The sequence below is a fragment of the Alkalibacterium sp. genome (assembly GCF_046484155.1).
GTDB lineage: Bacteria > Bacillota > Bacilli > Lactobacillales > Carnobacteriaceae_A > Alkalibacterium.
The window spans coordinates 1-20554 of record NZ_JAWOBT010000059.1 but is presented as its reverse complement, the minus strand read 5'-3'; the positions used below and the strand labels follow the sequence as shown (position 1 = coordinate 20554).

The window sequence follows — 20554 nt, the reverse complement described above, 5'->3', positions numbered from 1 at the left end:
TACTATTTCTTTTTCATAACCAGCTTGTAATTGTCTGATGATTGAATTCGCTTCAGGTACATCAAACTTCCGGTTGTCAATTTGATTGATCGGCATGACTTCCTTGGTAGTACTTGAACAAAAGACTGCATCAGCATCTAATAGGTCCTCAGTGGTAAAGGATTTTTCGTATACAGGAATATTTAATTCTCTCGCACACTTTTTCCAGACGACATTCGTAATACCAGGTAAAATCAAATGGTCATTTGAATGAGTATAGATTGCACCATCTTTAATCATTGCGACGTTTGAAGAAGAACATTCTGTGACAATATTATCTCTGTGCAAAATAGCTTCCTCTGCATCTTTTTTGTGCGCTGCATGTTTTAACATGATATTTCCTAATAAAGAAATCATTTTGATGTCACATCTCAACCAGCGAATGTCCTCTTCTAGAGTCGTTTTGATTCCGGATTCAAATTTTTCCATGTCTCTTTCAGCAGCCGTAATGGCTCCTGTCATCATGGGTATAACATCCACTGAAGGATAAGCGTGATCTCTCGGAGAGGCATTTCCACGTGTCATTTGCACATACAATTTCCCTGTTATCACCTCTGATTCATTTAAAAGCTCAATGAATAGAGACTTTATTTCACTTTTTGTGTAAGGCACAAGCATTTCTATTTTTTCAGCACTCGAAAATAATCGGTCGATGTGTTCATCTAAATAAAAAAATGTGTGTGCATATATTCGTATGACTTCATACACGCCATCGCCAAATTGATACCCTCTATCTTCAAAATCAATGTTAACTTCTTCTCTATCTACAATTCTATTTTCCCAAATGACTTTCATAATGACTTCCCCTTTTTATTCAAACGTTTAGGCAGGTATCCGTAAATAAATAACCAGATAAATGTACTATTAATTAATAGCAGCCCTATCATCGACACCCATCCATTATTAATTGATGCTAGACTAAACACTATCATGCTTCCCGTCAGCAAAATAACTAATAACTTTTGAATCGTATTAAGCTTATCAGTATCTGTACTAGGATACAATCTAAAATAAACTGTTTTTTTAAAAACTTGTCTCATTGGTATTAGTTGAAACCCAATGAGATACAAAAACAAAACACTTATAATGCTATTAATTATCCAGTTATTCGAGAAATATAAAGCGATACCTCCGATTAACACCAACCTTAAGTAGAGTCCACTAAAATTATAATTTCTGACAAACATTCTTGATAGAAAATATATTTCCGGATTTTGATTAAAGACAGAAAATTTATAAAAGAAATCCAAAAACTTAAGTCTTTTAACTTTATGTTTAGAATAAGGCGTTTCAATAAACATATTTATTATGGAGTAAATCTTCTGTGTGCGTCTTTGTTCAGTTTCAATAAGAGATTCCCAACTCCAGTTCTCAGATCGAGTATAAATAAAGACATACAAGAAAAAGAGACCACCTGTAGCTAGCGCTATAAAAAAGCCAATAGGTACCGAAATGAAAATACTGGTGACTATACCGGTCAGAGAGATAATACTGATACTAGATCGCATGGTTCTACTAGTTTTTAATCGATGTTGCTTCAAAGAATAATACGAATAAATACCGTGAGTTATTTTCCATAACATAAGTGTCAGTATCCAGATGATTTGTTCATCTGATTCCATTTGTTCTATACCGGTCAGTAAAGGAATAGATAAAAAACCAATTACTATTGTATAGAAACTATGAAATATTAGGCTGTATACCAAATTCCTTTTCATTATATTATTGAATTCTTTTTCTTTGGGCAAAAGAAAAACAGCATCAGCTGGTTTCACTAATGTCCTTATATTCCCGGAAAAAATAATAAGCAAAATAACGAGGGTTAAAACTACTCTGGGGAGGATGGCATCTATTTGCACTGAGTCTAAATAATTTTGGTACGCTAAACCTGTTGCGCCTCCCAAAACAAGTAATAAAATAACAAAATGATCATTCAAAACATATTTCAAATATTTTCCCAGGTTTTTATAATAGTATGATTGTCTGTTTCTAAACAACTCATCGATCGTCATTTCAAAAAACCTTCCTTGTCTGCCAGTTGTGTATACATTTCATCTAAAGTAGCTTCAGGCATGCCAAATTCTTTTCGTAATTCGGTTAATGTCCCTTTAGCATAAACTTCTCCATTATCTATGATGACAAATTTGTCACAAATTCTTTCTGCACTAGCTAAAACATGAGTAGACATCAGTATCGATGCACCTTCTTGCTTCTTCTGTTCCATCATTTGAATCAGGTCCCTGATCGCTATCGGATCCAACCCCAAAAAGGGTTCGTCGATGATATAGAGAGAGGGTTCAATAATAAATGCGCAGACAATCATCACTTTCTGTTTCATACCTTTGGAAAAATCACTAGGAAACCATTCTAAACGATCGATCAAACGGAACTTTTCCAATAAAGGCATCGCTCTATCCATTGCAAGAGCACTGTCTACATCATATGCCATCGCGGTTATCTCTATATGTTCCCTAAGCGTTAATTCATCATACAGTAAAGGCGTTTCGGGGATAAACCCAATTTTTTTCCTATATAATGAAGGGTTCTCTTTCAATGTTTTACCATCCAGTTTTATTTGACCTTCAAAAGGTTCCATTAATCCTATTATATGCTTGATTGTTGTACTTTTTCCAGCACCATTTAAACCAATCAAGCCAATTAATTCACCATCATTCACATCAAATGAGATGTTTTTTAAAACAGGTATCCGGCTGTATCCGCCTGTTATATTTTCGATTTTAAGACTCATCAATATGTTCCTTCCTACGTTTAATGTAATTATCTTACCATATCTAGCCAGGCTAAAATGAATTTTAGGCTTCTTTTTATTATTTAACCTTATTATATGATAAAATGATGATATACAAAACGATTGAAAGAGGGATAATATGAGTGAGTGTATTTTTTGTAAAATTATCGAAGGGGACATCCCTTCTCGTAAAGTCTATGAAGATGACGATGTTATAGCGATCCTGGATATGTCTCAAGTCACTAAAGGACATACTTTGGTCATATCCAAAGAACATGTTAGGAACATTTTAGACTACTCCGATGACTTGGCCGCTAGAGTGTTTTCGAAATTACCAAAAATTGCTCGAGCAGTTAAAAACTTTGATCCTGATTGTCAAGGATTAAATGTCTTAATGAACAACGAAGAAATTGCTTCACAGAGTGTGTTTCACAGCCATATTCACTTGATCCCCAGATACGATAAGAGTGACGGTTTTGGCTTGAAATGGGAAACACATACGGAAGACTATTCCGAAGAAGAACTGGATGAAATCATGGCAGAGATAAAAAAAGAATTCAAATAACAGAGGAGTGTTTAAATGAAAGATTTTCTACTAGGTAGTTTGTCTGGCTTAGTCGCTGGAGGTATTTACGGTTTGATTAAAACGCCGCGATCAGGTAAAGAAAATCAGCAAGCTCTCAGAAATTATGCTGACGAAACATCTGACCACCTTCAAGATATCTCAGATAAAGTGAATGATTTAAAAAATTCTATTACTCAATTAACGACTGAAATATCCTTTGTTCAGAATGACTTCATGGATGAAATGCAGCATATCGCTAAAGAGTTTCAGCATGAAGCAGAACCGCGCTTACGACGAATACAAGAAAAAACAGAGAAAATCCAAACCGAAATTGAAGATACGACTGCCAATATAGACTACTGAAATATTAAGATAGTGCGTACCACTTTTTCTTTACATTACAATAAAAAAACACCTTTTCATCTACAAGCTCATTTAAGAGCTAGCGATGAAAAGGTGTTTTTCGGTTGAAAATTACTCTTCGTCAGAAGTTTCTTCTTCTACTTCTTCTTCTGTTGTATCAGTATCTTCCTCTGGTTCTTCTTCAACTGGTTCTTCTTCAGTTGTATCCATTTCTTCTTCAACTGGTTCTTCTACGGCAGGCATTTCCATAAATTGTTGCATAGCACCTGAGAGTTCTTCATCTGTTATTTGAACATTAGCGTCTTGAACGACTTTGCTGATAGCTTCTTGGACAAGTTGTTGATCTTGCATATAACCGTCAACGATCATCGTTTCAATATTTTCACGTTCTTCTTCAAGTGTCCCTTTTTCTCCCATTTCTACCATTTTAATAACATGGTAACCAAATTCAGATTCTACAGGTTCTTGAGTGATTTCGCCTTCTTCTAGTTCCGCAGCTGCTTCTTCAAATTCAGGAACAAAACGGCCAGGCTCTAAAGCTAATTCACCATTCGCCTCAACTGTCCCTGTATCGATAGAATGTTCAGCAACTAATTCGCCAAAGTCAGCACCATCATTTAATTGACCGATAATATCTTGAGCAAGTGCTTCTTCTTCAACAAGAATATGGGCGACTGTTGTATCCGCTACATATTCATCATAAGCGGCTTCCACATCTTCTTCAGTCATTTCAGTGTTTTCAAGGATAGCTTCTTTAACATATAAAGAGGTGCGAATATTCTGCTTCACTTCATCTAAAGTTAAACCTTGTGCCGTTAACATTTCTTCAAATGCCTCGACTCCACCATAAGGTTCCGCTTCTGCTTCAAATTCAGCATCTACATCTTCATCTGATACGGCATCTTCGAATTCGTTCTCAAGAATATCTTCAAGCAGAACCTGTTGTAGCATTTGTTCTCCATACGACATTCCACTTTCAGTTGGTTCGTTTTTCATACGTTCGTATAAGTCATCTTCACGAATTTTTCCAGCTTCAGATGAAGCTACTTCTGGACTACTTGAACAACTTGCCAATAACAAACCTGAACAAGCCATTGCGCCTACTAACCATTTTTTCATATTAACTAAAACACATCCTATTATTTTGTTTTATTTCTGTTATTAAATAATTAACCATCGGTACTTAAGTAAATATACCACAGGTTATATAAAAATGATAACGTATATATGAAACTTTTCTTTTCTTCACGAAGTCTTCATAAAAGATTCGTTTTTATGAAGGCTTCGAAGAGGGATTTTCAAAGTTTTTTTTATAAAACGATCGATTATCCATCGCCCATATCTTGTCAGAAAATTCACCCGGCTCAGTTTTTCTGAGTGCCGTATGCATCATATTCATCTTTGCATCGATCTGATCGATATAGTGAATCATTTCGGCCTCAGGTATTAATGGTCTTACTGGAGACCCATATTCTAGTTCACCATGGTGAGCCAAAACTACGTGTTTAAGCAACAAGACGTCTTCATGATCTTCATCGATTTTCAGTTCTTTACAAGCTCTAACTATATCTTCATTGATCATGACAATATGCCCAATCAATTTACCTTCAAGGGTGTAATCTGTCGCAGTAGGTCCACTTAATTCTGCTACTTTTCCTACATCGTGTAAGATGATGCCCGAAAACAGTAAGGAAACGTCAAGATCGCTATACAGTTCAGATAAAGACCGGGAAATACGAAGCATACTAATGGTATGATACGCCAACCCACCCATAAAGGCATGATGATTAGTTTTCGCAGCCGGACTCTGGAAAAAGTCATGCTGATATTTCTTCATAATGAATCTTACTATTCGATTCAAGTTGGCATTTGTAATATCGAATAGCGCATGGTTGAACTCTTCTACCATCTTGTCTTTATTGACCGGGGCCCTTTCAACATATAATTCAGGATTATTCGGTTCATCATCTTTGGCAGGTCGAATAGAATTGATGCGTATCTGGGGATTCCCTTTATATTCATCTTTTTTACCCTCAAGTTTGATCACTGTTCCAGGCTTAAAAAGTTCTATATCTTCAGGTGTTATATCCCAATAATTGGCGCTTATTTCCCCACTAGTATCCTGAAAAACGAAAGACAAATACGGTTTGTTCGTTCGCGTAACTTTTTCTTCTGCAGACTTAATTAAAACATGCAGATTTATTTGTTCATCTTTCTTATGGTCATAAATTTTTTTCATTATTCAGCTCTCCTTATCCACCTTATTTTTTTAAGTATACGCAATTATTATTTTCAATAAAAGAGTGAATACGTTGATCAAAAGAAAAATAGATTAATTGAATATCTTTATCGAAACTAGTCAAAAGTTCATACATTTTCTTCAAACGTAAAGAATCAAGATTAACAAAAGGATCATCGATTAAAATCGGGAATTGGATACTTTCTTTTGTGGCCTTAATAAATGCTAATCTTAAAGCTATATATAAAGGTTCTACTGTGCCACGTGATAAGTCTTCACTATGCCATTTATTACCGTTGTTATCAATTACATATAAGTCATCTTCATCAAAAACGAGTTGCTGATATTTTTCGTTTGTCAGAAAACTGAAATAGGATTCAGCAATAGACAGGGTATGAGGCAGTTTATCTTCTTTCGCATAATGCAATGTCTTCTCAATAATGCCGGCAGCAGCCTTAAGTGTTGACCATTCGTTCACCATATCTTGGTAATAACTCTTTTCATTCTCGTACTCTTGAAGGAGCTCAGTATAGGTGCCGCCATCTTCCAGCTGCTTAATCTGCATTTCAATTTCCATCATTTTTTTCATGATATCTTTCTGCTCAGTTGCTAATAGCTGTTGCTGTCCTTTAAGTTCCCTCATTTTTTCATCCAGATCATTCAGCTGAGCTTTTAAGTTTAACCCATCTTGAACGGGAAGTTTCTCTAATAACAAGGATAATCTTCTCTGTTTTTCGTTCTTTTCTTTTTGAGCAGTATAGAGAGCATATACTTCTTCTTGATTCGTCGTGTTTAGCGATTCGAAAAATTGTCTCTTCGATTTTTTTATTTCATTTACTTTTTGTACATAATAATTGATTTCATGTTGGATAGCATCCGTTTTTTTCATGTACTCATTTAATTCTCGCTGTTCTTTCTTAATTTCCCTAAAGATGGTCTTTATTTCTTTAAATTTTTCTACCACATCTTCTGCTATGAACGTTCGAGTAAATAAATGTTCTAATGACTCTAGTCGTTCAGCAAGATCTCTTTCTGTACTTTGAGTAAGGTGAGTTAAAGCAGACTCTTTTACGAGCAATTCTCTTAAATATTCATATGTTTTCAGCTTATCCAAAACCGAATAAATTGATATGTCATCTGAAAAAATATGCTTCTGTTTCCAATATTCAAAATCTTCGTTAATTAATCGTCTAGCAGTCTTGACATTTTCTAAATTCTTGCTGGTTTCTTCTTTTTGTGATTGAAAGTCATCATTCGCAGCTAGCAGTTCTTTCCACTGGTTCCTCAAGTTTTTTTGCTGGTAAAAGAGATTTTGTTGTTCTTGAGAATAATCGTCTGAAACTTTTTTTCCGGTATAAGATATAAAATAGACTGAAGTAACAACAAGGGCAATTAAGCCAATACTGTATAAAGGATTGAGCGTATAAACATATAAGCTTATCAAAACCGTTAAAATCATAATAACTGGGATAATAAATGTATTGGTATTTTTTTTGTTTTGATTGTCCGTATCACTTGTTTTCTTGTTTAATTCAGCTAATTCATTAAATTTCGAGAGAGGCAATAACTGTGGCTCTATTTTGTCTATCATGTCATTATTAATATTAACACGATACAGCATTGATTTTTCATCTTCCTCTAAAGCAGTGATTTCATTATCAAGCTCTAACATCCTATTTCGTGTGTTTTCCAAGTAATCGCTGTCCTCAGACGTAAGTGTCTGTGGAAGAGGTTCAGCAAGAGAAATGTCTTCTCTGATTTTGGTTTCTATTATCATTTGTTTGATGTTAGACAGATCTTTCCTTTTCAGTTGTAACTCTTGAACCTTATCCTCCCAAACATCCATCTCTTTTTCAAAAACAGTTAATTCTTCCTCGTTTTGTTGATACATGACTAACTCTTTTGATGGTTTGTACTGATGTTGAAGAGCCTTTTGCCTGTCTTGTAATTCATTTATTTTTTGCTGATGCGTTTCGATATCGCTATGATATTTTTTTAACTGATACAAGCCTTCTTCTGGTAAATTTATATTAGGCAACTTTTTCAATCTGTCTTTTATCGTTTCGATTTCTTCAATCGTTTCCTGATATTTTGATAGTTCATTAAGGTCATTTAATTCTTTCGTGACCTCTTCCAATTCCAATTCCACATTTTTTAACTGGTCCTGTTTTGCTAAATCATCTTTGACTAGATTAATGTATGATTCATTGTTTTCTTTAGCGGAATCAAGCACCTTTTTTTTCTCTTTTAATTTCATTTGCAGTTGGTTAATAATCGGCTTTCTTCCCATAGGTTTAAATAATTTTGCTGCCTGAGAATGGTAGTAATCTGCTTGTTTTAAATATTTTTCATGACCTAAAGCGCCAATACTTAGGAAAAAGCGATTGAATTGTTCTTCATTCAATTCTTGAATATCTTCTATACCCTTTAGATCAAACGAATAGATACTTTCGTAAAAAGATCTTGATTTACTATGAAACAGCGTACCTAAAATAGATTCGTCACCTGTCGTACCATCCTCAAACTGTACAACAACATCACCCGTTACTTTTCCCAAGACACGTTCAATGCTCACTTCTCCAAAACGTTTGTCTTGAATGATTATTTTACCACCATAGCGGCTACTTCCTTTCGGTTCGTAACGACTCGAAGAACTATGTCTTGTAGGAAAGCCGAAGAAGATACTATGAATAAAGGACATCAGAGTCGATTTTCCCGCTTCATTTTCTCCAAAAAACAGTTGGAAAGGTGCTTGAACAACAAATTCTGTATCGATCCATTTTCCATACCCATAAATAATTATTTTTTTAATTACCATGACTCATCGTGTCTCCTAAATCTTGAAGCAACAAACGTTCTGCTTCTCCAATAATATCATTTCTATACTTTTCATTATTTTCGTCACTATATTTAGCATAAATATGCATTGCAAATAATTCATGGGTCAATTCTTGGAATACTTCCTCTTGTTTCACATCTGCCAAAGCTTTGTTCCAGGCAGTTGGAAAAGAACTTTCCAACGACAACAATCGGGCTTCTTCTCTTCTTACTAACACATTATGTGAAGCAATATAAACAAAAGAAGACGTTTCGATTTGTTGAAACGCTTGATAAAAGTCATCATCGTCCAATTTTTTCATTACGGATAATGGTATATTTTCAGATACTTCCAGTGTTAGATCAACAAGACAATTTTTATAGTGTTCTTTTGCTAATTCTTTTTTTACGTCTTCAAATATTTTGTTTATCGATTGACAAGAAGTGACATCTAAAGCAACAGACTGCCAGGTTATGTCTGCAGTGGGAATAAACGTTACTTTTTCATTTGTGTCAGTTAATTCTACAAGTAAACAGCCTTTTTCTCCTTCTTCATTCTTGTGCCGTCCTTGGGTGTTTCCACTGTAATAGACTAAAGGATGCTGTCCTAACTGTTGTCGCTTATGAATATGCCCCAGAGCCCAATAGTCATAGTTTTTCTCTTTCAGCTCAGTAAGAGTAAATGGCGCATAACGGGCATGCTCTGTGTTTTGCCCTTCTAAATAGCCATGCAGTAGACCAATGTGAAAGTTGGCTGTCCTATTGCGTGCGGGATAATCTTTTATTTTTCTTTCCTCTATCCAGTTTCGATCATAACTGAAACCACTTATGGCTACAGATTCTTTATTAGCTGTCTCGTATATCTTAGTTTCAACTTCTGGGCCGAATACCTCGACATTTTCTGGAAGCGAAAGATGTAATTCGTCGTTAGTTATATAGTCATGATTTCCATGAATCAGGTATACGCTGATACCGTCGTCATGCAAGCGTTCAAGTTCTTTCCTTAATAATACCTGTGCACGGATACTCCGGTCTTCTATATCATAAACGTCCCCTGCAACTAGTACAAAGTCCACATGATGATGAATTGCCGCATCCACTACCTTTCGCAGAGAATCAAACGTTGATGCCTTGATTTTATCAAAAAGGGCTGCAGGCATATTTTTTAAACCTTTGAAGGGGCTGTCTAAGTGTAAATCAGCCGCATGTATGTATCGAACCATTTTTAATCCATCCTTTGTCGGGCACGTATGTTCTTTAAAAGTTTTAGGAAAAGGACTCACTCTAGGAGTAAGTCCTTTTTCCAATTAATTATTGATATAATTCTCTAACAGGTTTCAATACTGTCTGGTTAATATCATCGATCATTTGTCCTACATGTTTTTCAGCTTCTAGTAGATTAGTGATCGTTTCGTTTTCACCGATTTTACCAGAAATCTCTTGAGCCTGTTGCGCTTCTTCTTCTGTTATTTCTTGACCAGCCATTTGTTTCTCTTGAATCATTTGTTGAACTTCTCTAAACTCGTTGAAAACTCGATTTGCTTCTTCATTTTCTTTTACAGCTTTAAAAGCTGCATCCAATTTTTGAAACTCCTCAGTCTTTCTTAAGTCTTGTTCTAATTGATTAGCCGTGTCATAAATATTTACGGACATACTATCATCCCTTCGGTTTTCGTTCTTTATACGAACGTTTTTTCTTTCTTTATAAGTGTATCATGAATATAAAACAGATACCAGAAAAGATTCTTATTGCTTTACCTACTCATTTTTTGATCTGTTTCTAAATTTTTCAAATAATTCACTTGTTTTATTTTTGAATAGTGAAGCCCCTTCTTTGATGACATCACCAGCTTCTTCCATTCCCCCTGTAAACTGGTCAAAAATCGAAGGCTCTTGTTCCTGGTAACCTTCGCCCGCCTCTTCCACTAAAAATGTGGATTGATCGGTATTAGGAAGAATTCCTTCCAGCTGAGCTTTCATTACCATTCCAATGCCTTGAGAACTGTATGTCGTCAATGAATAATCGTTAACATCGAATCCAGCCCAGCTTGCTATCACAATATCAGGTGTATACCCTACGATCCACTGATCATTTACGCCGACACCATTTTCTGTTTGTGTCGTGCCCGTTTTACCAGCGACTTTATATCCGTCTGGCTGATTGTTTCTGGCCGTACCCGATTCATAGACACTAAGCAGCATGCTGTTCATTTCATCCGAAACAGCTTCTGATAATACTCTTTCTGTATCTACTTCTGTGTTATCCACGACTATTGCTCCCGTTGCATCCACGATTTTTGTAATAAAATGCGGTTCGGCTCGTAACCCCTCATTAGAAAAGACGCTGTAGGCACTCGCTATTTCTAATGGTGATACCCCTGTCTGCCATCCACCACCTAATGCAATCGCTCCGAGTTTTCTTTCGTTATCGGCGACTTCAATACCAAATCTCTCCAGTTTTCTGATGCCTTTATCAATACCTATTTCATTTAATAGCCAGACCGTCGGTGCGTTTAAACTATTAGATAGAGCATCATACATAGGGACTTCCCCCTGATAAGCGCCTGATAGATTGGTTGGCGTATAATCTGTTTCCCCATAAGACAGTTCTTCATCAACCAGCATGGAATAAGGTTCAAAACCTTCTTCTAATGCTGATGCATACACACCCAGCGGTTTGATTACCGATCCCGGCTGTCTGTAGCTTTGTGTGGCTCTGTTCAGTCCTCTAAAGGTATAATCACCTCTTCCGCCGACGACAGCTGTTACACCACCTGTTTTCGGATTCAAAGCGATGGAGGCACTTTGCGCTAAAGTTCCGTCTTCAGCTGATTCAAACAAATTATCATTATTGTATACTGCATCCATCTGCTGCTGATGGATCTGATCAAGCGACGTATAAACAGTATAACCATTATTCAGCAGATCTTCTTCTTCTATATCATATCGGTTTTCCGCTTCCCTGGTCACTGCATCAAAGTAGTAAGGATAACGATAATCGTCTTCTCGGTCATAGCGATCCACTAGAGTTAAACCGGATTCTTGATAGGCAGTCTTTTCTTCAGTTGAAATCACTTCGGTGTCTTCCATCAATCTCAACACCACGTTTCTGCGCTCTATCGATCGTTCATAATCGTCCAGCGGGTTATAATGACTGGGTGCCTTTAACATAGCAGCAATAGTCGCTGCTTCTGGCACAGTAATTTCTTGAGCCGATTTACCGAAGTATTTTGCTGATGCATCTTCCACGCCCCAGACACCATTTCCAAAGTAGGCATTGTTTAAATACATCTCTAAAATTTGATCTTTGCTGTAATTTTTCTCGATCTCTATAGCCAGGAACAGTTCTTTCAGTTTCCTCATGATTGTCTGATCAGCTGACAGATAGGCATTTTTGGCCAATTGTTGCGTAATGGTGCTTCCCCCACCAACAATTTGTCCTCTGTTGATGACATAGCCGAACACTGCCCTACCCAAGCCAATGGGATCGAATCCTCTATGCGAATGAAATCGCTGGTCTTCGGTCGCTATTACGGCATCTGCTATATTCTCAGACATGGCGTCGATTTCTATAAAGGTCCCTTTTTGAGCATACAGAGTACCTGCTTCTTCCCCATTATCGTCAATAATAACAGTAGCTTGTGCCAACCCGGCATGTAATGAATTAACATTCGCCGATTTAGCTAGTATCGCTAAATAAACACTAAAACCGAGAGAAACAATCAACATAAAAAGAATCAGAATTTTCGTTAAATGATTCTTCTTCCATTTTCTTTTTAAAACGATGAAAAACCGCTTAAGCCTCGGAGTGCTGTAATCAATTATTCGATCACTATAAAGTTTAAACTTTTCTTTTAATTTATATTTTGTCATATCTATCCCTCTATATGTTTTTATCTAATCCATACAATCCCAGGTTATCATATCCACCGTATTAGTCTATCGGACTTAAGAAGGATTAATTGGGAACACAGATTTAAACGTTTGCTTTCAGTTCCTTTAAAATAACTTCTATTTCTTTCATATCTTTAGCGTGTGCGCCACTCGCTAACGGATGACCTCCGCCGCCGTGATTAGACGCAATGGTGTTGATGACCGGTCCTTTAGATCTCAAGCGACATCTGTAGGTACCTTCCGGTTGTTCCACAAACACGGCCCAAACTTTCACGCCGGCTATTTTCCCAAGAAAAGGCACAACGGGATGCGTATCACTGTCTTCTACTCCCAATGTTTTCAAAATTTCCTGCGTCAATATAATATGTCCGAGGCCATCTTCTGATAACTCAAAATTTTCCAAAGCATACCCCATCATTTTACTTGTGGTTGGTTCAATTTCGTTCATCTTATCATTCAATTCAGTATGTGAAAAATCAAAGGCCATCAGTTCGCCGGCGACTTTCATTGTATATGGTGATGTGCCGTCATAGAGGAAACGGTTTGTATCTCCGACGATTCCTCCATAAAGAAGACGTGCCGCTTTGCTTGTCATAGTAATCTCATCCGGGAAGGTCAACCATAAATCGGCAACCATTTCACTGCAACTGCTTGCTTCAGTATTGATCCATTCGACTTCGCCATAAGAATCATCAAGTGGGTGATGATCTATTTTGATCCATTGTTTAGCCATTCGATAGTTCTCACCATCGATACGTTTGATATTGGCCGTATCAGTAACAATGACTAAAGCATCATCATAAATATCTCTTTCTACATAATCCATAGTACCCAAATAGTTCAGGTCATCGACAGATGCTCCGGCAACATATACACTTTTATCTGGGAATGACGCTTTTATTATCTCTTTCAGTCCACATTGAGAACCGATAGCATCCGGGTCCGGTCTTACGTGCCGGTGAATGATAATGGTATCAAACTCCTTGATGATATCCCAAACGGCTTTTTTTATTTCATAATCCTCTAGATTCTCAGATTTCAATTGCATTCTTACGGTCTCCTTCTTCTTGCTATTTTTTTTGAATAAGCTGACAAACCACGAGTGCTTTCGCCGCTAAAATTTTCTCTGAATATATTTTAACATCTAACCTGGCCGAGCGTCTGTTTTCATCAAAGACAACAGGTTTTATCGTTAATGAATTATCCAAGTGTATCATATTAAAATAATGTAGATTCATTTGTTCAACAACTAAATTTTTCTTTTTTAATTTTGACAGGTAATTATACACCGATTCCGTGATGACTTCGCTCAGCACGCCGAAAGAAATCGTTCCCATGCTGTCTATTGATTGCGGTGTCACTTGAAACGTGTATCCTTCGTCATCGGATTCTTTTATCATCTGATTGATTTGGTCAGATATAGTATCGCCTGATTGAGGCTGCTTTTGTACGGATTGCATAGCTTTCATGATATCCTGCCTTGATATGATGCCAATCAGAGTCATATCATCTGAAACAACCGGCATAACCTCCAAGCCATCCCAAATCATTGTGTGGGCAATCGAAGCAACGCTCATATGTTTTTTTGCATAAGCGGGATTTTTCGTCATCACTTTTTCAATCAAAACAGTATCTTCTTTTCCTACGACGTCCTTAGCCGTTACAATACCCACTAATCTTTTATCTGGCAAAACAACAGGAAATCTCGAATGAGTACTTTTTTGATTTAACATACGATACGTATAAACGGTGTCTTCTTTTTTCAGAAAAAAGGTTTGTTCAATTGGATTATATATATTCTGCACACGTAAGATTTCTTTTTTTATCAACTGATCCGTCATGGCACGGTTAATCATCGTTCCAACTGTAAACGTGTCATACGAAGTACTGATCAAGGGCAATTCTTTCTGATCAGCTAATCGGATGACATCCAGACCAGGTTTAAACCCACCTGTTATAAGGACGGCGGCTCCATGATTTAGTGAGAGCTCCTGCGCTTTTTCTCTGTTCCCTATGATCATGAGTGATTCTTCGGAAATGTATCTAAGCATTGCTTCTTCTGTCATTGCTCCAATAACAAATTTAGCTAAAGTCTTTTTGAGTCCTTTAACCCCACCATGAACTTCTCCATCAATTATCTTCACTATCTCTTCATAGGTTAAATTTTCGATATTATCCACATTTTTCGATTCGATCCTTATCGTGCCGACACGTTCAATCGTGGAAACCAATCCACTGTTATCGGCTTCTTTAATCGCCCGATACGCTGTCCCTTCACTAACCTTTAACTCTTTAGCTATCAATCTTACGGATAACTTTTCACCAACCGGTAAGGATTCAATAAATGTTAGTATCTGCTCATGTTTTGTTTTCATCTGGATCGGTATTCCTTTCTTTAGGAAACGTTTTCCATAAAGGCAATGGAATGTTTTCAAAAATGATCGAGTCTAAACCTGTTAGAGTAATGCCTAAAAGTCGCACGCTTAAATCCAGGCTCTCTTCTTCCCAAATGGATACGGCGATACGAAATAACTCTTCTTCGTCTTCGATGTAATTTGGAAAAGTTCGCCGTCTCGTTATGGTTTGAAAATCTTCATAACGAATCTTCAGTACCACTGTTTTACCATGCTTCTGTTTTTTGTTTAAATTTTTCATTACTTTACCAGCCAACTGTCTTAAGGCTTGTATGATTTCATTCTCAGCCGATAAATTGTGTGCAAAGGTCGATTCTTTGCCGACTGATTTTGGTTCCCGGTCACTTCTGACTTCACTATCATCGATTCCTCTGACTTTTCTATATAGAGAATGACCCATTTTACCAAAATGCTTGACTAATTCCAACTCTTCTTTGTCATATAAATCCTGACCGTTATAAATCCCCATTGCATGCATCTTCTCTACGGACTTTTCCCCTACCCCGTGATACTTTTCAATCGGGAGATGAATGAGAAAAACATGAGCTTTTTCGGGAGGTATCACGGTAATGCCGTCGGGTTTATTGTAATCCGATGCTAATTTTGCTAGAAATTTATTATAAGACACACCTGCCGAGCAGGTTAAGTCTAGTTCCTCAAAAATCTCTTTCCTTATTCTTTCAGCTATAAGCGTGGCACTTTTTTGATTAATATAATTATCAGTTACATCCAAATAGGCTTCATCCAAAGACAATGGTTGTATTTTATTTGTATAGCGAAGAAAAATTTTTTGCATCTTGCCCGATGCTTCTCTGTACGATTCAAAATTAGGGGGGACGAATAAGCCATTCGGGCATAACTCAAAGGCTTTTTGCGCACTCATCGCTGAATGGACACCAAATTTTCTAGCTTCATAATTTGCTGTTGTAACAACACCTCTGCCTCCGGTGTCTTTTGGATGTCTCGCAATAATAACTGGTTTATTTTTTAAGGAAGGGTTATCTCTGATTTCAACAGAAGCATAAAAGGCATCCATATCAATATGAATGATTTTACGTGATGTATCCTTTTTAGGTTCGTCAAATGTTAAAATTCCGTATTGCATAACACCCCTCCTCACCTTGCTTGTTTATCACATTATACTAAAAATCACTATAAATAACGAATCCAAAAAAGAATACGAAAGATTCTAAACATAAGAAAAAACAAGCAGATGGTTTTCACCCCTCTACTTGTTCCTGCTTTATTATTATCCTAATATGTCATCAAGTTCCATCTCGTCAAGAGAGGATACATTATAGACTTGAGCTTTTAGTGAAGCATAATTGAAATAATCATTGAAATTGATAGACATAATGTCATTAACTTCCTGATAATATCTATCTGGTTTATGATGTTTCCACATAAAATCAATGCAATATTCCCATAAATCATCAAGACTCACCTGATTATATCCATACTTTTTAAACTCATTTAATTTCTTTTTCAACCAAACATCGTATCGAGAAAAACCTTTGGATGTAACGTCCAAGAAATTACCTCCTTAACTCAATAGAAAAGGGAGTTGAACAAAGTGCCCTGTATCTATTCGTGATCAACCGTTTTTTCTGGAGTATTTATTCCCAACTCTTCACTTTGATTAGCCGTTACCGTTTCTGCTTTAGTCACGATTCTTGATATGGCACGACGTTCAAAAGTTAAGTAAATGCCTTCACAGTCAATAACTACAGTGTTGTTTGTTTCCACTACTTCGTCTACGACACCATGTAAGCCACCAATCGTCACAATCGAGTCACCTTTTTTTAGTGAACTTAACATGTTTTGTGTTTCTTTCGCTTTCTTTTGCTGTGGTCTTATCATTAAAACATACATTAACCCCATAATAACTATAAAGGGAAGCATTGCTCCAATTAATTCCATTTAAACATTCCTCCGTTAATTCTTGATTTTCATTCTGTCAGTAATTAAACTGCATACATATTAATCACTAGGATCAATGTGTCGTTACTAACCTTAGCAAATTTCACATCAAATTGCTAGAGTTATTATTAATCTTTAAAAGTTTTTTGCATCGGGTTTATTATATCCGTACTCTTCAAAGAAGTTCTCTTTAAATTCAAGCAGGTTATCTTCTCTTATTGCTTGACGTACGTTTTTCATTAAATTAATCAAGAAATAAAGATTATGGTAGCTTGTTAACCTCAAACCAAATGTTTCATTGGATTTTATCAGGTGTCTCAAATAAGCTCTGGAATAATTACGACATGTATAGCAATCACACTTTTCATCAAGCGGTCTGAAATCTCTAGCAAAGGCTGCATTTTTCAGGACTAAACGGCCTTTACTTGTCATCGTTGTGCCATTTCGAGCAATACGAGTGGGTAAGACACAGTCAAATATATCGACCCCCCGCATAACTCCTTCAATCAGAGCGTCTGGAGTACCTACACCCATTAAATAACGCGGTTTGTTTTCCGGAAGTAAAGGTGTAGTGAAATCAAGCACACGGTACATTTCTGATTTCGGTTCTCCGACAGACAGTCCACCAATGGAATAACCGGCAAAATCTAAGCTTGTTAAATCTTTTACTGATTGTCTTCTTAAATCTTCAAAACCGGCTCCCTGAACAATACCGAACAAACCTTGCGTGTCAGGTTTTTGATGAGCCTTCAGTCCTCTTTCAGCCCACCTTGATGTGCGTTCCACTGATTTTTTTACGTAATCGTAACTTTCATCATAAGCTGGACACTCATCGAAACTCATCATAATGTCCGGGCCTAATTGGTTCTGGACATTGATTGCTTTTTCCGGTGATAGAAACAGTTTTGACCCATCTAAATGACTTCTAAAATGGACCCCTTCTTCTTTGATATCGCGCAGATCAGAAAGTGAGAACACTTGGAATCCACCCGAATCGGTTAAAATACCTTTATCCCAATTCATAAATTTATGGAGCCCGCCTGCTTCTTCAATGATATCTGCACCAGGCCGTAACCAGAGATGATAAGTATTGCTTAATATGATCCCTGCACCCATTTCTTCTAGTTCTTCTGGGGCTATTGTTTTTACCGTAGCCAATGTACCAACGGGCATAAACATAGGTGTTTCAAACGTACCATGGGGCGTTGTTATCGTCCCTAGACGCGCCCCTGTGTGTTTTTCCTTCTTTTCTAATTTATATGTGACAGGTTGATCGCTCATTAAATTAACTCCTAATCCTTTTTATACTCTTTTTATTTCACAAACATTGCATCGCCGAAGCTGAAGAATCTATAGTTTTCTTCAACAGCATGCTTATATGCATTTAAAACGAATTCTCTTCCGGCAAAGGCACTCACCAGCATGATCAATGTTGATTTAGGCAAATGGAAATTGGTCAAGAAGGCATCCACTACACTGAATTCATATCCCGGGGATATAAAGATGTCTGTCCAGCCACTCGTAGCTTTTAACAGACCCTCATTCGCCTTGCCGATTGTTTCTAATGTACGGATGGATGTTGTCCCTACGGCAATAATTCGACCACCATTCTTTCTGGTCTCATTCAACTCTGCCGCCGACTCTTCAGATAACTGATAAAATTCGGCGTGCATCTTGTGTTCATCTATATTTTCGACACTTACCGGACGGAAGGTTCCTAGACCGACATGTAATGTAAGAAAGACAAGTTTGACGCCTTTAGCTTTAATTTTTTCGAGTATCTCGTCGGTAAAATGTAAGCCCGCAGTCGGTGCGGCCGCAGATCCGTTTTCCTTGCCATATACCGTCTGGTAACGTTCCTGGTTTTCCAGGCGTTCTTTGATATAAGGAGGCAGAGGCATTTCACCTAAAGATTCCAGTGTCTCTAAAAAGCGGCCTTCGTATGAGAATTCCACCATTCTTCCACCATGTTCTAACTCGTCGACAACAGTCGCTTTGAGTCTTCCATCACCAAAAGTGATCACCGTTCCAGTTTTGGCTTTTTTTGCCGGTTTCATTAGCGTTTCCCAGATATCTCCTTGCGTATTTTTCAGTAACAACACTTCGATATGCCCCTGCGTTTCTTCTTTTGTTCCATGAAGACGGGCTGGCAGTACTCGGGAATTGTTTACAACCAAGGCATCTCCCGGTTGCAATTCATCAAGGATATTCTCAAATTGTTTGTCTTCAATTTTCTCGGTTTCACTAGTTAAAACCATCATCCTTGAAGAAGATCGGTTCTCTAGCGGTATCTGAGCTATCAGTTCTTCGGGTAATTGAAAGTCGAAATCTTTTGTTGATAATGTCATCTTGTGGCTCCTTTTTTCATTTATTGATCGGTCATCAGAGAGGTCAGTTCAAAGTGACTGTATGCTTTTGGGGTTGCCATCCGTCCCCTTGACGTCCGTTGTAAAAACCCTTCTTGAAGTAAAAAAGGCTCAACCATGTCTTCAATCGTAGCCATTTCCTCACCAATATTGGCTGAAAGAGTGTTTAAACCTACGGGGCCCCCGTTATAAAGTTTAATCAGTGTTTTCAGTAGTTTCTGGTCCAGAATATCTAAGCCTTCATGATCCACCCTAAGTAGATCCAAGGCTAGAGAAGCGATTGTTTCTGTTACGATCCCTTCCCCTTCGACTTCAGCATAATCACGGACACGCTTCAATAAGCGATTAGCGATTCGGGGCGTGCCCCTTGAGCGACGTGCAATCTCAAAAGCACCATGCAGATTGATCTCTGTCTTCAAGACCTCTGCTGACCGCAAAACGATATCTTTTAATTCATCTTTATGATAATACTCCATGTGGGCAAGGATACCAAACCGATCTCTTAAAGGAGCTGACAGCGTTCCGGCTCGTGTCGTTGCTCCGATCAGCGTGAAAGGAGGTAAGGGAAAATGCACCGGATGAGCCGTTTCCCCCTGGCCAATAATAATATCCACATAGAAGTCCTCCATAGCAGAATACAACATTTCTTCTGCTATGCGAGGCATTCGGTGTATTTCATCGATGAACAAGATCCCGCCTGGTTCCAAATCGTTGAGCAAGGCAACTAAGTCACCAGGTTTCTCTATGGCCGGGCCGCTTGTCGTTCTTATATCCGCATCCATTTCATTAGAGATGACCATAGCCATCGTTGTCTTACCCAACCCTGGAGGGCCATAGAGAAGAACATGGTCTAGAGCTTCTTCTCTCAGTTTAGCCGCTTGAATATAGATAGATAATTCTTTTTTTATTTTTTCCTGACCCAAATAATCTGCCAGCCGTTGAGGCCTAAGTGTTTTTTCTAATGAATGTTCACTTTTATCTAAAATCTGTTCAGAAGTGACGTGTTGATAAAGAGCTGGCGGGCACACTGAGAGAAAGAGGGTATCCTCGACTGCATACGGACGTATGCATCCTTGAAGAAGGAAACCATCAGACGGCAATCCCGCGGCCGCGTCGTCCTTGCCCTGAGGACCCGCGTTCCGTGGGATGAGGTCCAGCGCCGTCCGAGCGGCAGGCCGCCGAGACGGC

General features: G+C 37.6%; 19 protein-coding genes. 2 read left to right on the top strand and 17 right to left on the bottom strand.

What is annotated here, in order from left to right; genetic code table 11:
• From dat to R6U02_RS04855, 3 genes are all read right to left on the bottom strand, one after another.
• On the bottom strand, positions 1–834 hold an 834-nt coding region (gene dat / locus R6U02_RS04865; protein WP_410262510.1), incomplete at its 3' end, for a D-amino-acid transaminase.
• Positions 831–2051 carry an ABC transporter permease gene (locus R6U02_RS04860; RefSeq protein WP_410262509.1) on the bottom strand — a complete coding sequence of 407 codons (1221 nt, stop codon included), beginning with the start codon at positions 2049–2051 and terminating at the stop codon, positions 831–833. The genes R6U02_RS04860 and dat, both read right to left, overlap by 4 nt.
• The gene (locus R6U02_RS04855; protein ID WP_410262512.1) at positions 2048–2788 is read right to left on the bottom strand and encodes an ABC transporter ATP-binding protein; all 741 of its coding nucleotides are present in this window, start codon (positions 2786–2788) and stop codon (positions 2048–2050) included. Before R6U02_RS04855 ends, R6U02_RS04860 begins: the two co-directional genes overlap by 4 nt.
• Before the next feature lie 139 nt (positions 2789–2927).
• On the opposite strand from R6U02_RS04855, the gene R6U02_RS04850 reads away from it, so the two are divergent.
• Together R6U02_RS04850 and R6U02_RS04845 are read left to right on the top strand one after the other, a co-directional pair.
• Positions 2928–3353 carry an HIT family protein gene (locus R6U02_RS04850; protein WP_410262508.1) on the top strand — a complete coding sequence of 142 codons (426 nt, stop codon included), beginning with the start codon at positions 2928–2930 and terminating at the stop codon, positions 3351–3353.
• Positions 3354–3368: 15 nt separating this feature from the next.
• Positions 3369–3716, top strand: a complete 348-nt coding sequence (locus tag R6U02_RS04845; protein ID WP_410262507.1) for a YtxH domain-containing protein — start codon at positions 3369–3371, stop codon at positions 3714–3716.
• A gap of 111 nt (positions 3717–3827) precedes the next feature.
• Here the strand turns inward: R6U02_RS04845 and R6U02_RS04840 are convergent, their stop codons facing one another.
• The 14 genes from R6U02_RS04840 to ruvB form a co-directional block, all read right to left on the bottom strand.
• Positions 3828–4835, bottom strand: coding sequence for a peptidylprolyl isomerase (locus tag R6U02_RS04840; RefSeq protein ID WP_410262506.1), 1008 nt, complete (start codon positions 4833–4835; stop codon positions 3828–3830).
• A gap of 154 nt (positions 4836–4989) precedes the next feature.
• Positions 4990–5955, bottom strand: a complete 966-nt coding sequence (locus R6U02_RS04835; RefSeq protein WP_410262505.1) for a 3'-5' exoribonuclease YhaM family protein — start codon at positions 5953–5955, stop codon at positions 4990–4992.
• Between the two features lie 22 nt (positions 5956–5977).
• A complete protein-coding gene (locus tag R6U02_RS04830; RefSeq protein ID WP_410262504.1) occupies positions 5978–8773 on the bottom strand; it encodes an AAA family ATPase in 2796 nt (931 codons plus the stop codon).
• Positions 8763–9995: an exonuclease SbcCD subunit D gene (locus R6U02_RS04825; RefSeq protein WP_410262503.1), complete on the bottom strand. Its 1233-nt coding sequence runs from the start codon at positions 9993–9995 to the stop codon at positions 8763–8765. Before R6U02_RS04825 ends, R6U02_RS04830 begins: the two co-directional genes overlap by 11 nt.
• Positions 9996–10083: 88 nt before the next feature.
• Positions 10084–10425 carry a YlbF family regulator gene (locus R6U02_RS04820; RefSeq protein WP_410262502.1) on the bottom strand — a complete coding sequence of 114 codons (342 nt, stop codon included), beginning with the start codon at positions 10423–10425 and terminating at the stop codon, positions 10084–10086.
• A gap of 105 nt (positions 10426–10530) precedes the next feature.
• Complete coding sequence (locus R6U02_RS04815) at positions 10531–12645, bottom strand: PBP1A family penicillin-binding protein (protein ID WP_410262501.1); 2115 nt, start codon at positions 12643–12645, stop codon at positions 10531–10533.
• Positions 12646–12748: 103 nt separating this feature from the next.
• On the bottom strand, positions 12749–13714 hold the full coding sequence (locus R6U02_RS04810) for a DHH family phosphoesterase (RefSeq protein ID WP_410262500.1): 966 nt from the start codon (positions 13712–13714) through the stop codon (positions 12749–12751).
• A 22-nt stretch (positions 13715–13736) separates the two neighbouring features.
• A complete protein-coding gene (locus tag R6U02_RS04805) occupies positions 13737–15041 on the bottom strand; it encodes a DRTGG domain-containing protein (protein ID WP_410262499.1) in 1305 nt (434 codons plus the stop codon).
• Positions 15025–16185, bottom strand: a complete 1161-nt coding sequence (gene dinB, locus R6U02_RS04800) for a DNA polymerase IV (RefSeq protein WP_410262498.1) — start codon at positions 16183–16185, stop codon at positions 15025–15027. The genes R6U02_RS04805 and dinB overlap by 17 nt, the downstream gene beginning before the upstream one ends.
• Positions 16186–16329: 144 nt before the next feature.
• On the bottom strand, positions 16330–16611 hold the full coding sequence (locus R6U02_RS04795; RefSeq protein ID WP_410262497.1) for a post-transcriptional regulator: 282 nt from the start codon (positions 16609–16611) through the stop codon (positions 16330–16332).
• A 53-nt stretch (positions 16612–16664) separates the two neighbouring features.
• A complete protein-coding gene (gene yajC, locus R6U02_RS04790; RefSeq protein WP_410262496.1) occupies positions 16665–17000 on the bottom strand; it encodes a preprotein translocase subunit YajC in 336 nt (111 codons plus the stop codon).
• A 135-nt stretch (positions 17001–17135) separates the two neighbouring features.
• Positions 17136–18281, bottom strand: a complete 1146-nt coding sequence (tgt, locus tag R6U02_RS04785) for a tRNA guanosine(34) transglycosylase Tgt (protein WP_410262495.1) — start codon at positions 18279–18281, stop codon at positions 17136–17138.
• A 32-nt stretch (positions 18282–18313) separates the two neighbouring features.
• Positions 18314–19348 (bottom strand): tRNA preQ1(34) S-adenosylmethionine ribosyltransferase-isomerase QueA, encoded by a 1035-nt coding sequence (queA, locus tag R6U02_RS04780; protein WP_410262494.1) that lies wholly within the window; start codon positions 19346–19348, stop codon positions 18314–18316.
• A gap of 20 nt (positions 19349–19368) precedes the next feature.
• Entirely contained in the window at positions 19369–20352 is a 984-nt protein-coding gene (gene ruvB / locus R6U02_RS04775) for a Holliday junction branch migration DNA helicase RuvB (RefSeq protein WP_410262511.1), read from the bottom strand.
• Positions 20353–20554 lie beyond the last annotated feature (202 nt).

Bases quoted from the DNA above. Each gene is read 5' to 3' on its own strand.
- R6U02_RS04860 (WP_410262509.1), bottom strand. From the start codon at position 2,051: ATGACGATCGATGAGTTGTTTAGAAACAGACAATCATACTATTATAAA.
- R6U02_RS04855 (WP_410262512.1), bottom strand. From the start codon at position 2,788: ATGAGTCTTAAAATCGAAAATATAACAGGCGGATACAGCCGGATACCT.
- R6U02_RS04850 (WP_410262508.1), top strand. From the start codon at position 2,928: ATGAGTGAGTGTATTTTTTGTAAAATTATCGAAGGGGACATCCCTTCT.
- R6U02_RS04845 (WP_410262507.1), top strand. From the start codon at position 3,369: ATGAAAGATTTTCTACTAGGTAGTTTGTCTGGCTTAGTCGCTGGAGGT.
- R6U02_RS04840 (WP_410262506.1), bottom strand. From the start codon at position 4,835: ATGAAAAAATGGTTAGTAGGCGCAATGGCTTGTTCAGGTTTGTTATTG.
- R6U02_RS04835 (WP_410262505.1), bottom strand. From the start codon at position 5,955: ATGAAAAAAATTTATGACCATAAGAAAGATGAACAAATAAATCTGCAT.
- R6U02_RS04830 (WP_410262504.1), bottom strand. From the start codon at position 8,773: ATGGTAATTAAAAAAATAATTATTTATGGGTATGGAAAATGGATCGAT.
- R6U02_RS04825 (WP_410262503.1), bottom strand. From the start codon at position 9,995: ATGGTTCGATACATACATGCGGCTGATTTACACTTAGACAGCCCCTTC.
- R6U02_RS04820 (WP_410262502.1), bottom strand. From the start codon at position 10,425: ATGTCCGTAAATATTTATGACACGGCTAATCAATTAGAACAAGACTTA.
- R6U02_RS04815 (WP_410262501.1), bottom strand. From the start codon at position 12,645: ATGACAAAATATAAATTAAAAGAAAAGTTTAAACTTTATAGTGATCGA.
- R6U02_RS04810 (WP_410262500.1), bottom strand. From the start codon at position 13,714: ATGCAATTGAAATCTGAGAATCTAGAGGATTATGAAATAAAAAAAGCC.
- R6U02_RS04805 (WP_410262499.1), bottom strand. From the start codon at position 15,041: ATGAAAACAAAACATGAGCAGATACTAACATTTATTGAATCCTTACCG.
- dinB (WP_410262498.1), bottom strand. From the start codon at position 16,185: ATGCAATACGGAATTTTAACATTTGACGAACCTAAAAAGGATACATCA.
- yajC (WP_410262496.1), bottom strand. From the start codon at position 17,000: ATGGAATTAATTGGAGCAATGCTTCCCTTTATAGTTATTATGGGGTTA.
- tgt (WP_410262495.1), bottom strand. From the start codon at position 18,281: ATGAGCGATCAACCTGTCACATATAAATTAGAAAAGAAGGAAAAACAC.
- queA (WP_410262494.1), bottom strand. From the start codon at position 19,348: ATGACATTATCAACAAAAGATTTCGACTTTCAATTACCCGAAGAACTG.